The organism is Trinickia sp. (genome assembly GCF_035492435.1).
Lineage (GTDB): Bacteria > Pseudomonadota > Gammaproteobacteria > Burkholderiales > Burkholderiaceae > Trinickia.
Genome location: NZ_DATJJF010000086.1, coordinates 1 through 12,588 on the forward strand (window position 1 = coordinate 1; position 12,588 = coordinate 12,588).

At 62.6% G+C, this 12,588-nt stretch carries 10 protein-coding genes and 1 pseudogene; 6 read left to right on the top strand and 5 right to left on the bottom strand.

The window, feature by feature from the left end; genetic code table 11:
• Window positions 1-141: pseudogene (locus VL598_RS06055) on the top strand (sel1 repeat family protein); the annotation flags it as partial.
• A gap of 601 nt (window positions 142-742) precedes the next feature.
• Here VL598_RS06055 and rodA read toward each other — a convergent pair.
• The 5 genes from rodA to VL598_RS06080 all read right to left on the bottom strand — a co-directional run bounded on the left by rodA (window position 743) and on the right by VL598_RS06080 (window position 6,972).
• A complete protein-coding gene (gene rodA, locus VL598_RS06060; protein WP_325325796.1) occupies window positions 743-1,891 on the bottom strand; it encodes a rod shape-determining protein RodA in 1,149 nt (382 codons plus the stop codon).
• 11 nt (window positions 1,892-1,902) lie between these two features.
• Window positions 1,903-4,179, bottom strand: a complete 2,277-nt coding sequence (mrdA, locus tag VL598_RS06065; RefSeq protein ID WP_325325797.1) for a penicillin-binding protein 2 — start codon at window positions 4,177-4,179, stop codon at window positions 1,903-1,905.
• A gap of 20 nt (window positions 4,180-4,199) precedes the next feature.
• The gene (gene mreD, locus VL598_RS06070; protein ID WP_325325798.1) at window positions 4,200-4,712 is read right to left on the bottom strand and encodes a rod shape-determining protein MreD; all 513 of its coding nucleotides are present in this window, start codon (window positions 4,710-4,712) and stop codon (window positions 4,200-4,202) included.
• Window positions 4,709-5,833: a rod shape-determining protein MreC gene (gene mreC, locus VL598_RS06075; RefSeq protein ID WP_325325799.1), complete on the bottom strand. Its 1,125-nt coding sequence runs from the start codon at window positions 5,831-5,833 to the stop codon at window positions 4,709-4,711. The genes mreD and mreC overlap by 4 nt, the downstream gene beginning before the upstream one ends.
• 95 nt (window positions 5,834-5,928) lie before the next feature.
• Window positions 5,929-6,972: a rod shape-determining protein gene (locus VL598_RS06080; RefSeq protein ID WP_017772379.1), complete on the bottom strand. Its 1,044-nt coding sequence runs from the start codon at window positions 6,970-6,972 to the stop codon at window positions 5,929-5,931.
• Between the two features lie 393 nt (window positions 6,973-7,365).
• Between VL598_RS06080 and gatC the strand changes: the two genes are divergently transcribed.
• The 5 genes from gatC to VL598_RS06105 form a co-directional block, all read left to right on the top strand.
• Window positions 7,366-7,665: an Asp-tRNA(Asn)/Glu-tRNA(Gln) amidotransferase subunit GatC gene (gatC, locus tag VL598_RS06085; protein ID WP_325325804.1), complete on the top strand. Its 300-nt coding sequence runs from the start codon at window positions 7,366-7,368 to the stop codon at window positions 7,663-7,665.
• Window positions 7,666-7,693: 28 nt separating this feature from the next.
• Window positions 7,694-9,190, top strand: a complete 1,497-nt coding sequence (gatA, locus tag VL598_RS06090) for an Asp-tRNA(Asn)/Glu-tRNA(Gln) amidotransferase subunit GatA (RefSeq protein ID WP_325325800.1) — start codon at window positions 7,694-7,696, stop codon at window positions 9,188-9,190.
• A gap of 4 nt (window positions 9,191-9,194) precedes the next feature.
• The gene (gene gatB, locus VL598_RS06095; protein ID WP_325325801.1) at window positions 9,195-10,670 is read left to right on the top strand and encodes an Asp-tRNA(Asn)/Glu-tRNA(Gln) amidotransferase subunit GatB; all 1,476 of its coding nucleotides are present in this window, start codon (window positions 9,195-9,197) and stop codon (window positions 10,668-10,670) included.
• 109 nt (window positions 10,671-10,779) lie between these two features.
• Window positions 10,780-11,619 carry a PPK2 family polyphosphate kinase gene (locus VL598_RS06100; protein WP_325325802.1) on the top strand — a complete coding sequence of 280 codons (840 nt, stop codon included), beginning with the start codon at window positions 10,780-10,782 and terminating at the stop codon, window positions 11,617-11,619.
• A 214-nt stretch (window positions 11,620-11,833) separates the two neighbouring features.
• Window positions 11,834-12,588, top strand: a 755-nt coding sequence (locus tag VL598_RS06105; RefSeq protein WP_325325803.1) for an exodeoxyribonuclease III, incomplete at its 3' end; no start/stop codon positions are given.

Sequence of the window (12,588 nt, forward strand, 5' to 3'; positions counted from 1 at the left end):
ACGCGCAACATCAACATCGCACGTGCGTACTACGCGGCGGCTGCCGCCCAGGGGGATCCGGCCGCGCGGCTCAAGTTTCAGGAACTGAGCAGCGAGCTCAGTCGCGAGGCGCAAGGACAGTCGAAACCGGCGCAGCCTTAGGTTAAGGCCGCTAACACATGGGAGTTATGGGCGGTTCTTGAACCGTTGATTCCCGAATTTGTGCAGTCGCCCACGGGCGGTCGTGGCCGCTCGGTGCCCAAGCGCTCAAACGTAAGCCGCGAAAAGTCCAAGGATTACGGAAGCAACTTGCCGATACTGCCTGGCATCAAGGTTTTGCCAGGCTTTCAGGGCCCGTTGTGTCAATTTCAGATTCATGCCGAACGTTCCGTGAGTTGCCTAGGAACGCGTTGACATCTTCATTGCTCGCAAAACCTTCATTGCGAGCCGCCTCAGCCTTGGCAAGCCAGACTGATCCTCGAGTTGTTGGACCCTAGCCACAAGGGCGTCGAAGTCGCGCTTCGATACCACGTATGGCAATCAGGCGGTCATGCCAAGTGATGCACTCGATGGCCTCCGTGCGAAAACGACCGGTTTCGTACAGATCTGAGTGCCCCCGGGACCGGACTCGAGCTGGCAACTTCACAGAACGCGGTCGTCACAACTCGACCACCCACTGCAAGGACCCCGCGGACCCTGATCGAGCCGAGCGTGCTGCACGGACTGACGCACGCTTTCGCGCATGAGCGCCGCAGCGTATCGGTCAGCTTTTCATAAGCCGCTTATGTCGGCCGACGGCCATGATGAGTCCGATCGCAATGCCCAGCGTCGTGAGCGCGGTGCCGCCGTAGCTCATGAACGGCAACGGCACACCGACAACCGGCAGAATGCCGCTCACCATGCCGACATTGACGAACGCGTAGGTAAAGAACGCCATCGTCAGCGAGCCGGCGAGCAGGCGCCCGAAGAACGTTGCCCCATTGGCGGCGATGAATAGTCCGCGTGCAATCAGCGCGGAGTAGAGGACGAGCAGCACGAGCTCGCCGGCGAGCCCGAACTCTTCGGAAAACACCGCAAAAATGAAGTCGGTGTGTTTTTCTGGAATGAAGTCGAGGTGCGCCTGCGTGCCCTTGAGCCAGCCTTTGCCAACGGCGCCGCCTGAGCCAATTGCGATGACGGCTTGAATCGTGTGGAAGCCTTTGCCGAGCGGATCGGAGGTGGGATCGAGCAGCGTGCAGATGCGATGCTTTTGATAGTCGTGCATCAACGGCCATTGCACCTGGGGCTGGCAGATTTTGTCCTGAAATGCGGCGATGGAGCTCGCTGCGATGACGACAGCGATGAGCACCGGCGCGATCAGCTTGAACGAGAGCCCGGCGAAGTAGATGACGAAAAGGCCCGAGGCGAATACGAGCATCGCTGTGCCCAGATCGGGCTGCTTCGCGATAAGGCCCACGGGCACCAGCAGTATCAGAAAGCCGACGATGAAGTCGTACCAGCGCAGCCCGGTCTCGCGCTTCTGGTAGTACCAGGCGAGCATGAGCGGTGTGGCGATCTTCAGGATCTCGGACGGCTGAATGACAACGCCGACGTTGATCCAGCGCTTTGCCCCTTTCTTCGTGATACCGAAAAGTGCAACGCCGAGGAGCAGCGCAATGCCGAACGTATAGAGCGGCACGGCGAAGCGCATGAGCGTCGCCGGCGGCACGTTCGCCAGCGCCCACATGAGAACGAACGTCAGCACGATGTTGCGCAGCTGATCCTCGACGCGGCCCGGTACGTCGAGGCTCGCGCTGTAAAGCGTTACGATGCCGACGCAAAGCAGCAGAAAGACGATCAGCGCGAGAGGGCGATCGAAGCCGATGAACATCTTCTTGATCTGTTCGAGCCAGACGCGCTTGTCGGCGTTCATGTCCCTCTCCGTTAATGGTCAGTGCGTGGCGCGGCCGCTTTCACGCGAGACGCGGGAGCCGGTGCGACGGCAACGGGCGCAGGGGCGGATTCGGGCACAGGCGGCGGTGCAGGAACCGGAGCCGATGCCGAAGGGCTTGCCGCCGCCGACATCAAGCCTGAGCTCGCGGCCGTCGGTTGCGCACCTGACGCGGCAGAGGTTGCCGATGCGGGCAGCACGGGCAGCGGCAGGGGCTTGAAGCCCGGCGCGACGTTGATCGGCTGCGTCGCGCTGCTGCCTTGCGGATCGACGGCAATAGGCTCGGACGCACTGATCACGGGGTCCGCGGCCGCTTCTGCGGCGGAGGCCGCTGAGGCTGCGGCCGCCACTTCCGCGGTGAGCGCGCCTGGCTTGTTGCGCTCGACGAGGTAGTAATCGAGTACGCGCCGCACGATGGGGCCAGCGATGCTTGCACCCCACCCGCCGTTCTCGACGATGACGGCAACCGCGATTTGAGGATGGTCAGCTGGCGCGAACGCGGTGAACAGCGAGTGATCGCGCAGATGTTCGGCAAGCGCGCCACCGTGGTACTTCTGTCCTTGCAACGAAAAAACCTGCGCTGTCCCTGTCTTGCCGGCCGCTTGGTACGCCGCGTTGCGAAACACTTGATAGGCGGTGCCTGACGGATCGCTCGTCACCGACATCATGGCGCGCTTGACAACGTTGAACTCGTCCTGCGTCACGAGCGGAATACGGCCGCTTTGGGTTGGCACGGTGAGCTGCATCTGGTGCGAGATCGGGTTCTCGATCTCCTTGACCAGATGCGGACGCATGAGGACGCCGTCGTTCGCGATCGTTGCTGTGGCATGCGCGAGCTGCAGCATCGTAAAGGAGTTGTAGCCCTGGCCGATGCCGAGGCTGATCGTTTCGCCCTCGTACCAGCGTTGCTGCTCGGGCTTACGATAGGCCTTCTTCTTCCAATCAGTCGAAGGCAGGATGCCACGCGCCTCGCCGGAAATGTCGATGCCGGTCAACTGGCCGAAACCCCAAGGCTTCATGAAATCGGCGATGGCATTGACGCCGAGATCGTGCGCGAGCATATAGAAGTAGGTGTCGTTCGACACCATGATCGCGCGGTTCATATCGATCCAGCCCTGACCCTGCGGCACGTCGTTGCGGAACGTATGGCCGCCGAACGTATAGAACCCTGGGTCGTGGAAGCCCCAATCGGGCGTGCGCTTATGCAGGGCGAGCGCCGCGAGCGCCATGAATGGCTTGTAGGTCGACCCCGGTGGGTAGGCGCTATGTAATGGCCGATTCAGCAGCGGGTGATCGGGTGAGTTGTTGAGTGCATCCCAGCTCTGCTGATCGATGCCGTCGACGAACGCGTTGGGATCGAAGCTTGGCGCTGAGACGAAGGCGAGCACGTCGCCCGTCGATGGCTCGATGGCCACCAGTGCGCCGCGCCGGCCGGCAAACGCCTGCTCGGCCACTTCCTGCAAACCGATGTCGATCGACAGCACGAGGTTGTTGCCCGGTGTTGCCTTGGTGCGCGATAGCGTACGTACGGGGCGCCCGCCTGCGGTGACCTCGACTTCCTCGAAGCCCGTGACGCCGTGCAGCTCGGTTTCGTAGCTCTGTTCGACGCCGATCTTGCCGATGTAATCGGTGCCCTTGTAGTTGTTCGCATCGAGCCGCGGATCGTAGTGCTCGGAGTCGCTATCGTTGCTGTCGCTTGCTGCGTCGATGCGGTCCTGATCGCGCTGCGAAATGCGTCCGATATAGCCGATCACGTGCGCTGCGGTGGAACCGAGCGGGTATTGGCGGAAAAGCCGAGCGCGCACGTCGACGCCGGGAAAGCGAAAACGTTGAGCCGTGAAGCGCGCGACTTCCTCGTCAGTCAGCCGAGTGCGGATCGGGAGGCTTTCGAAGTTTTTCGAGTCCTCGAGCAGCTTCTTGAAGCGGCGGCGGTCGAGGGCGTCGATGTTGACGACCGTCGAGAGCTTGTCGATGACATTGTTGAGGGTGTCATCCAGCTTTGACGGCGTGATTTCGAGGGTATAGGCCGAGTAGTTGCGGGCGAGCACTACGCCGTTGCGATCCGTGATGATGCCGCGGTTCGGCACGATGGGCGCGACTGAGATGCGGTTCTCGTCGGCTTGCAGCGAGTACTTGCTGTAGTGCCAGATCTGCAGAAAGAAAAAGCGCAGTACGAGCAGGCCGAAGCAGACGAGCACGAAAAGTCCCGCGGCCGCCACGCGCACGCGAAATCGCCAGAGCTGCTCCTGAGTGTTCTTGAACTCGGTCATGCGTCGTCGGCGTGAAGCGCTCAGATGGGGCGCGTGTCGTCAGGATCGGCAGGCTGGCGCTGCGGCAGCAGCAGCAGCGTGCAGGTGAGCGGCCAAAGCGCAGCTTCGACAAAACCATGCACGAGGTAGCCCCAGCCCGGAAACGCGCCGCCCATGAACAACCGGATGACGAACGGCACGAGCTGCGCGGCCACGAGCAACGGTGCGACGGCGACCATCTGCACGCCACGCGGCATCCACAACACGCGACGGTGAATCGTGATGGCGCCATACGAGAGCAACGTGTAGGCGAGCGCGTGCTCGCCGAGCAGGCTTGCGTCGTGGACGTCCATCAAGAGACCGAGAACGAAAGCCATGCCCATGCCGACCTTGCGCGGTTGATGGACGTTCCAGAAGAGCAGCACAAGCGCCACGAAATCGGGCACACCGATGAGCCGCCCCCATGGCATCAAATTCAGCAGGAACGCCACGGCAAGGCTGAACGCAATGAAATAGGGGTTGACCGGCAGCAGAATGTATTGCGGTCGGTTCATCGCGTGGCTCCCGATGCCGTGCGCGGAGCCACCGCCGCTTGCTGCGTCGCGGTCGCGTTCGCGGCAGCCTTTGCAACTGGCTTCTGCTCCGGCTGTTGTGCTGGCTGCTGTGCCGGGCTCGCTTGCGCAGGCTTTCCGCCCGCTTGCAACGGGCCTTTCTCGGCAGATCCCGGGCCCTTGTCGCCCGATTCGCTCGCCGTGTTCTTTTCCGCCGCCTTTGTCGGCTTCTTGCCCTTTGCGTCCTTTGGCGAGACTGGGTCCGGCTGCGGCTCGGGGCGCGGCGGCATGCCGCTGTCGTAATGGATCACCAGCACGTCACGCGTTCCGCGCACGGCCGCCACGGGCACACCGATCACGCGGGCAAACGCGGTATCGGCGAGCTTGTCGACACGCACGACCTTGGCGACCGGCAAGCCTGGGGGGTAGACGCCGTCGAGCCCGCTCGTCACGAGCTCATCACCTGCAACGATGTCGGCGGTGATCGGCACGAAGCGCAGCTCGAGCGTATTGCCCGCGGGCATGCCGTACACGACGCCGCGCAGCCCCGTGCGGACGACCTGAACGGGAACGGCCTGATCCTTGTCGGTCAGCAGCGTAACTTCGGACTGCATCGGATAGACACGCGTGATCTGGCCGACCATGCCGTCCTCGCTGACGACGGGCGAGCCGTTCTGAATGCCCTCTTGCGACCCGGCGCCGATGACCACCTTTTGCGTGAACGGATCGCGCATGTCGTACTGGACTTCGGCCGGCGTCGTCCGCACGGCGACTTGCTGCGACAGACTGATCAGTGCCCGCAGGTGAGTGTTCTCGGCCGCCAGGGCGGCGCTGCGGTTCGCCTCGACGGAAAGCTGACGGTTGCGGGCGGCGAGTTGGTTGTTATCGCGCTGCAGCGTTGTCGAGGACATGACGAGATTGACCCCGTCGAGCACGACGTCGCGCGGCACGAGTGCCGCACGCTGCAACGGGTACAGGCCGATATCAAGTACCGCGCGCAACATCTCGAGCGTCTTGAAGTGGGCGTCGGAGACAAGCAGCGCAAGGGCAAGGACGACGAAGAAGACGAGCCGCGCGAACGCGGACGGCCCTTGCTTGAATAAAGGCGGCGGACTGTATTCCATGGTCGACGCCTGGAGATTGAACGCGGGGGGACGGTGGCGCGTCCCTCAGCGCATGGGCGCCAGGGACACAGCCTGTGTGGCGCCCGCGAGCACCATCACTCGTACGAAAAGATGCTGCCGAGCTTGTCCATCCGCTCGAGCGCCATGCCGGAGCCGCGCACGACACAGGTCAGCGGGTCTTCGGCGACAAGCACGGGCAGCCCCGTTTCCTCGGCAAGCAGCCGGTCGAGGTCGCGCAACAGCGCGCCGCCGCCCGTCAGCATCATGCCGCGCTCGGCAATGTCGGCACCGAGCTCAGGCGGTGTCTGCTCGAGCGCAATCTTGACCGAGGACACGATCTGGTTGAGCGGATCGGTCAGCGCCTCAAGGATTTCGTTGCTCGAAATCGTGAAGCTGCGCGGGATACCCTCGGAGAGGTTACGCCCTTTCACTTCCATTTCTTTGACTTCCGAACCGGGGAAGGCCGAGCCGATTTCCTTCTTGATCGCTTCGGCGGTTTGCTCGCCGATCAGCATGCCGTAGTTACGGCGAATGTAGTTGACGATGGCTTCATCGAACTTGTCGCCGCCGACGCGCACCGAGCCTTTATAAACGATGCCGCCGAGCGAGATCACGCCGACTTCAGTCGTACCGCCGCCGATGTCGACGACCATCGAGCCCGTCGCCTCGGATACCGGCAGCCCGGCGCCGATCGCAGCGGCCATCGGCTCCTCGATCAGGTACACCTGCGAGGCGCCGGCGCCATGCGCGGCCTCTTTGATCGCGCGGCGCTCCACCTGCGTCGAGCCGCAGGGCACGCAGATGATGATGCGCGGAGAGGGGGAGAACATGCGAGATTCGTGCGCCGTCTTGATGAACTGCTTGATCATCTGTTCGGTGACGGTGAAGTCGGCGATGACGCCGTCCTTCATGGGGCGAATCGCCTCGATGTTGCCCGGCACCTTGCCAAGCATCTGCTTCGCCTCGCGGCCGACAGCCTGAATGGTTTTCTTACCGTTTGGCCCGCCTTCCTGACGGATGGAAACGACGGAAGGTTCATCGAGGACGATGCCTTTGCCGCGCATGTAGATGAGGGTATTGGCGGTGCCGAGGTCGATCGCCAGATCGTTCGAAAAATAGCTGCGCAAAAAGCCGAACATGAAATTCCTGTCTCGCCGTCAAAGCCGTGTTTCGCCATAGGGCGCCGCAGCGGCAGCGGATAATGAACTAAAAGCTTCGGGATCCAAGCGCGAGCGGCTGCCCCATGGGATGATTCGAGGGCACCGCCACCGCGAGCGCGAAGCTGCGATGAATATGACCGGCGCCGCAAGAGCGAGGCGGCGACTTCAAAGAGCGTCGAATGGCCTCTTCGAGGGGCAGTCCGGGTTTGCTTCGAGCGCATAATGATACCTTATAATTTCTACCTATTTGAAGCAAAAAGCGGTCCTTTTTTCCGCTAATCGGGCCCCTAGTCGAAGGCCTATCCGATGTTTTCGACAACCGGCGCAGCGACGCATTGGCGCGCTGTGCACGGCATTTTTCCGGTGAGACGCATGGCTTTGACCCTGACCGATGTAAAACGCATCGCCCATCTCGCGCGGCTCGAATTGGCCGATGCCGACGCCGAGCACACGCTTGCCCAGCTCAACGAGTTCTTTGGCCTCGTCGAGCAGATGCAGGCGGTCGATACGGCCGGTATCGACCCGCTTGCCCACCCGATCGAGCAGATCGAGGACGTCGCGCTGCGCCTGCGCGAGGACGCCGTCACGGAACCCGTCGATCGCAACGCCAGCCAGCAGAGCGCGCCGGCCGTCCAAGACGGCCTTTACCTCGTGCCGAAAGTGATCGAGTAAACGTCTCCACGACAGGAACGAATCCGAGATGCATGAAAAGAGTTTGAAAGGGCTGGCGAGTGCGCTGGCGACCAAAGAGATCTCCGCCGTCGAGCTGGCCACGCTTTATTTGAAGCGTATTGAAGCCGCCGGTGAGCTCAACGCGTTCATCGAAGTCGCGCCCGACGAGACGCTTACAGCGGCGCGCCAAGCCGATGCGCGCATCGCGGCGGGCGAGGCAGGGCCGCTGACGGGCATTCCGCTCGCGCACAAAGACGTTTTCGTGACGCGGGGATGGCATTCGACGGCGGGCTCGAAGATGCTGGCGGGCTATGAGAGCCCGTTCGATGCGACAGTCGTCGAGCGCCTTGCCCAAGCTGGCATGGTGACGCTCGGCAAAACCAACATGGACGAGTTCGCGATGGGCTCGTCGAACGAGAACTCGGCTTTTGGCCTGGTGCGCAACCCGTGGGACACGCAGGCTGTGCCGGGCGGCTCGTCGGGCGGCTCGGCCGCGGCCGTGGCCGCGCGTCTCGCGCCGGCGGCGACGGCGACCGACACCGGTGGCTCCATTCGCCAGCCTGCCTCGTTTTCGGGCGTGACAGGCATCAAGCCGACCTACGGCCGCGTCTCCCGCTACGGGATGATCGCGTTCGCTTCGTCGCTCGACCAAGGCGGCCCCATGGCGCAAAGTGCGGAGGACTGCGCGCTGTTGCTGAACGCGATGGCCGGCTTCGACGAGCGCGATTCGACGAGTCTTGCGCGCCCCGACGAAGACTTCACGCGCCACCTCGGCGAGACCTGGTCGGCTGACGGCGCGGCGGGCAAGCCGCTTGCCGGATTGCGCATCGGGCTGCCCAAAGAGTACTTCGGCCCGGGCCTCGCTGACGACGTCCGCGCGGCCGTCGATGCCGCGCTCAAGGAGTACGAAGCGCTTGGCGCGACGCTCGTGCCGGTCTCGTTGCCGAAGACCGAGCTTTCGATACCCGTCTACTACGTCATCGCGCCGGCCGAGGCTTCATCAAACCTGTCCCGCTTTGATGGCGTGCGCTACGGTCATCGCGCGGCCGAGTATCGGGATCTGCTCGACATGTACAAGAAGTCGCGCGCCGAAGGGTTCGGCCCCGAAGTGAAGCGCCGCATCCTCGTTGGCACGTACGTGCTTTCGCACGGCTACTACGACGCCTACTACCTTCAGGCGCAGAAGATCCGCCGCATCATCGCGCAGGATTTCCAGGAAGCGTTCAAGGTGTGCGACGTGATCATGGGCCCCGTTGCGCCTACGGTCGCTTGGGATATCGGCGCGAAAGGCGACGATCCCGTGCAGATGTATCTGGCCGACGTCTATACGCTCTCGGTGAGTCTCGCGGGCCTGCCCGGCATGAGCGTGCCCTGTGGGTTCGGCGGCGGTGCGCGCGCGAAGCGGCCCGTGGGCCTGCAGATCATCGGCAACTATTTCAGCGAAGCCCGGATGCTGCAGGTCGCAGATGCGTTTCAGCGAGCAACGGCCTGGCATACGCAGGCCCCGGCAACGGCAGGAGTCTAGAAACATGTCGCAATGGGAAGTCGTAATCGGTCTCGAGACGCACGCGCAGCTCTCCACTGTCTCGAAGATTTTTTCGGGTGCGTCAACGCGCTTTGGCGCCGAGGCCAACACCCAGGCCTGCCCCGTCGATCTTGCGTTGCCGGGTGTGCTGCCGGTGATGAACCGGGGCGCTGTTGAGCGCGCGATTCGCTTCGGTCTCGCGATCGGCGCCACGGTTGCGCCGCGCAGCATCTTCGCGCGCAAGAATTACTTCTATCCTGATCTGCCTAAGGGCTATCAGATCAGCCAATTCGAGATCCCGGTCGTGCAAGGTGGCACGGTCACGATCCAGGTGCCGGCCAACGAAAAGGCCGGCACGGCCGCGTATGAGAAGACGATTCAGCTCACGCGCGCCCATCTCGAGGAGGACGCGGGCAAATCGCTGCATGAGGATTTTGCCGGCATGACCGGTATCGACCTCAATCGTGCCGGCACGCCGCTGCTCGAAATCGTCAGCGAGCCGGAGATGCGCAGCGCCGCGGAAGCCGTTGCTTACGCCAAGGCACTGCATGCGCTCGTGGTGTGGCTCGGCATTTGCGACGGCAACATGCAGGAAGGCTCGTTCCGCTGCGATGCGAACGTGTCGGTGCGCCCGGTCGGGCAGAAGGAGTTCGGCACGCGCGCCGAGATCAAGAACCTCAACTCGTTCCGCTTCCTCGAAGAGGCGATTCAGTATGAGGTGCGCCGGCAGATCGAGCTTATCGAGGACGGCGGCACGGTCGTTCAGGAAACGCGCCTCTACGATCCGGACAAGCGCGAGACGCGTTCGATGCGCAGCAAGGAAGACGCACACGACTACCGGTATTTCCCGGACCCCGATTTGATGCCGCTCGTGATCGACGCGGCGTGGATCGAGCGGGTGAAGGGCGAAATGCCCGAGCTGCCGGCGGCGATGCAGCATCGCTTCGTGGAGCAATACGGCGTGACGCCTTACGACGCGGCGGTGCTGACCTCGAGCAAGGCGATGGCCGCGTACTTCGAGGCGGTGGTGGCTAAAGTCGGTCAGGCGCAAGCGAAGACGGTCGCGAACTGGCTGATGGGCGAGGTGTCGTCGCAACTGAACCGCGACGGTCTCGACATCGCCGAAAGCCCGGTGTCGGCGGCGCAGTTGGCGCTCGTGCTGCAGCGCATCGCCGACGGCACCCTGTCCAACAAGATCGCGAAGGAGGTGTTCCTCGCGATCTGGGAGGAGAAGGCGACTGACGAGGGCGCGGCGGATCGGATCATCGAAGCGAAGGGTCTCAAGCAGATCTCGGATACGGGCGCGCTCGAAGCGATTATCGACGAGGTACTGGCTGCCAACCAGAAGTCGGTGGACGAGTACCGCTCGGGTAAGGAAAAGGCGTTCAATGCGCTGATCGGTCAGGCGATGAAGGCGACGAAGGGCAAAGCCAACCCGCAGCAGGTGAACGAGCTTTTGAAGAAAAAGCTGTCAGCTTGAGTGCGAGGGTCCGCGGGTGGCGACCTTCGTTGGAAGACGTCGCCCGCGGACGTGGCAACGAGACTTGGCGCACGCGGGACTAACGAGCACAAGTGAAAGGAAGGGCGGCATGGCGAAAAACGCGCATCTCGACGACTTCAAAGTGCCGTACTTCAAGAGCGGCGATAAGGCTCAGGCTTTCTCGTTGGCTGACATCGACTCGGGTTCAAAGCCGTTCTCAACCGGCTCGAAAGAAACCGATCGCGAGCGTTTGTCCGAGCTTGCTGTGCTGCTCGACGAATTGCAGGAGCGCCTGCATGCGCAGCGCTGCGAGCGCGTTCTCCTGATTTTGCAGGGCATGGATACGAGCGGCAAGGATGGCACGATCCGCGCCGTGTTCCATGAGGTCGATCCGCTCGGGTTGCGGATTACGCCGTTTCGGGCGCCCACGCCTAAGGAAGCGGCCCACGATTTCCTTTGGCGCGTGCATCCTCACGTGCCAGCCGCAGGCGAGCTCGCCGTCTTCAATCGCAGCCATTACGAAGACCTGCTCGTGCCACGTGTAGAGGGGCTGCTTGGCGGCGAACAGCTCAAGCGCCGTTACGAGCACGTGCGGGCGTTCGAAGCCCTGTTGGCCGATTCGGGCACAGCCATTCTCAAGTGCTTCCTGCACCTTTCCAAGGACGAGCAACGCCAGCGTTTGCAGGCGCGCATTGACGATCCAACCAAGCACTGGAAATTCGACCTCGCGGATATCGAAGCGCGTAAGCAATGGGACGATTATCAGGTGGCTTATCGCGACGCGCTCGCTGCCACCTCGACCGAATACGCGCCGTGGTACGTAGTTCCCGCCGATTCCAAGTCGCATCGCAATCTGATGGTGGCGATGCTGTTGCTGCGCGTGATGGAGGGGCTGAAGCTCGAGTACCCGCCGGCGAAGGAATCGCTGAAGGGCATTACGGTGGTTTGAAACCGCTGCTCCTGATTGCGTCGACAAACACCGACCCGGATTCCCACTTGCGACACCGATTGCGCTGACGGCTGGCTGCCGCGCGTCCCCACACCATGCGGTGGGGTTCTCAGTCCGTCCACGCCGGGCCGTCGTCGATTCCTCAAATGTCATGTGTCGATTCGTCGATAATTGGCGCTTCGCTCACCGTTACCGACAACGATAGGACAACACCATGCTGCGCGTGATCACCGCCAATCTGAACGGCATTCGTTCCGCCGCGAAGAAGGGCTTTTTCGAATGGTTCGGACAGCAGAACGCCGACGTCGTCTGCGTGCAGGAAGTCAAATGCTCGCAGGACGACATGACGCCGGAGTTCCTTGCTCCGCACGGGTTCACGGGCTATTTTCAGCACGCGGTCAAGAAGGGCTACAGCGGGGCAGGAGTGTATGCGCGTCATGAGCCGGACGACGTTCTCATCGGCTTCGGCAGCGAGGAGTTCGATCCGGAGGGCCGCTACGTCGAAGCACGCTTCGGCAAGCTGTCGATCGTGTCCGTCTACGTACCCTCGGGCTCGAGCGGTGAGGACCGCCAGCAGGCCAAGTACCGTTTCATGGACGAGTTCATGCCGCATCTGGCGCAATTGCGGCGCGAACGTGAAGTCATCCTCTGTGGCGACGTGAACATCGTCCACAAGGAAATCGACATCAAGAACTGGAAGAGTAATCAGAAAAACTCAGGCTGCCTGCCCGAAGAGCGCGCGTGGCTGACCCAGCTCTTTGACGACGTCGGCTACGTCGACGTCTTTCGCACGCTCGACACGCGGCCCGAGCAATACACGTGGTGGAGCAATCGCGGGCAGGCGTACGCGAAGAACGTCGGGTGGCGAATCGATTATCAGATCGCGACGCCCGGCATCGCGCAGACCGCGAAAAGCACGTCGATCTTTCGCGACATCAAGTTCAGCGATCACGCGCCGCTGACGGTCGA

Bases quoted from the DNA above. Each gene is read 5' to 3' on its own strand.
- gatB (WP_325325801.1), top strand. From the start codon at position 9,195: ATGTCGCAATGGGAAGTCGTAATCGGTCTCGAGACGCACGCGCAGCTC.
- mreD (WP_325325798.1), bottom strand. From the start codon at position 4,712: ATGAACCGACCGCAATACATTCTGCTGCCGGTCAACCCCTATTTCATT.
- gatC (WP_325325804.1), top strand. From the start codon at position 7,366: ATGGCTTTGACCCTGACCGATGTAAAACGCATCGCCCATCTCGCGCGG.
- gatA (WP_325325800.1), top strand. From the start codon at position 7,694: ATGCATGAAAAGAGTTTGAAAGGGCTGGCGAGTGCGCTGGCGACCAAA.
- mreC (WP_325325799.1), bottom strand. From the start codon at position 5,833: ATGGAATACAGTCCGCCGCCTTTATTCAAGCAAGGGCCGTCCGCGTTC.
- rodA (WP_325325796.1), bottom strand. From the start codon at position 1,891: ATGAACGCCGACAAGCGCGTCTGGCTCGAACAGATCAAGAAGATGTTC.
- VL598_RS06100 (WP_325325802.1), top strand. From the start codon at position 10,780: ATGGCGAAAAACGCGCATCTCGACGACTTCAAAGTGCCGTACTTCAAG.
- mrdA (WP_325325797.1), bottom strand. From the start codon at position 4,179: ATGACCGAGTTCAAGAACACTCAGGAGCAGCTCTGGCGATTTCGCGTG.
- VL598_RS06080 (WP_017772379.1), bottom strand. From the start codon at position 6,972: ATGTTCGGCTTTTTGCGCAGCTATTTTTCGAACGATCTGGCGATCGAC.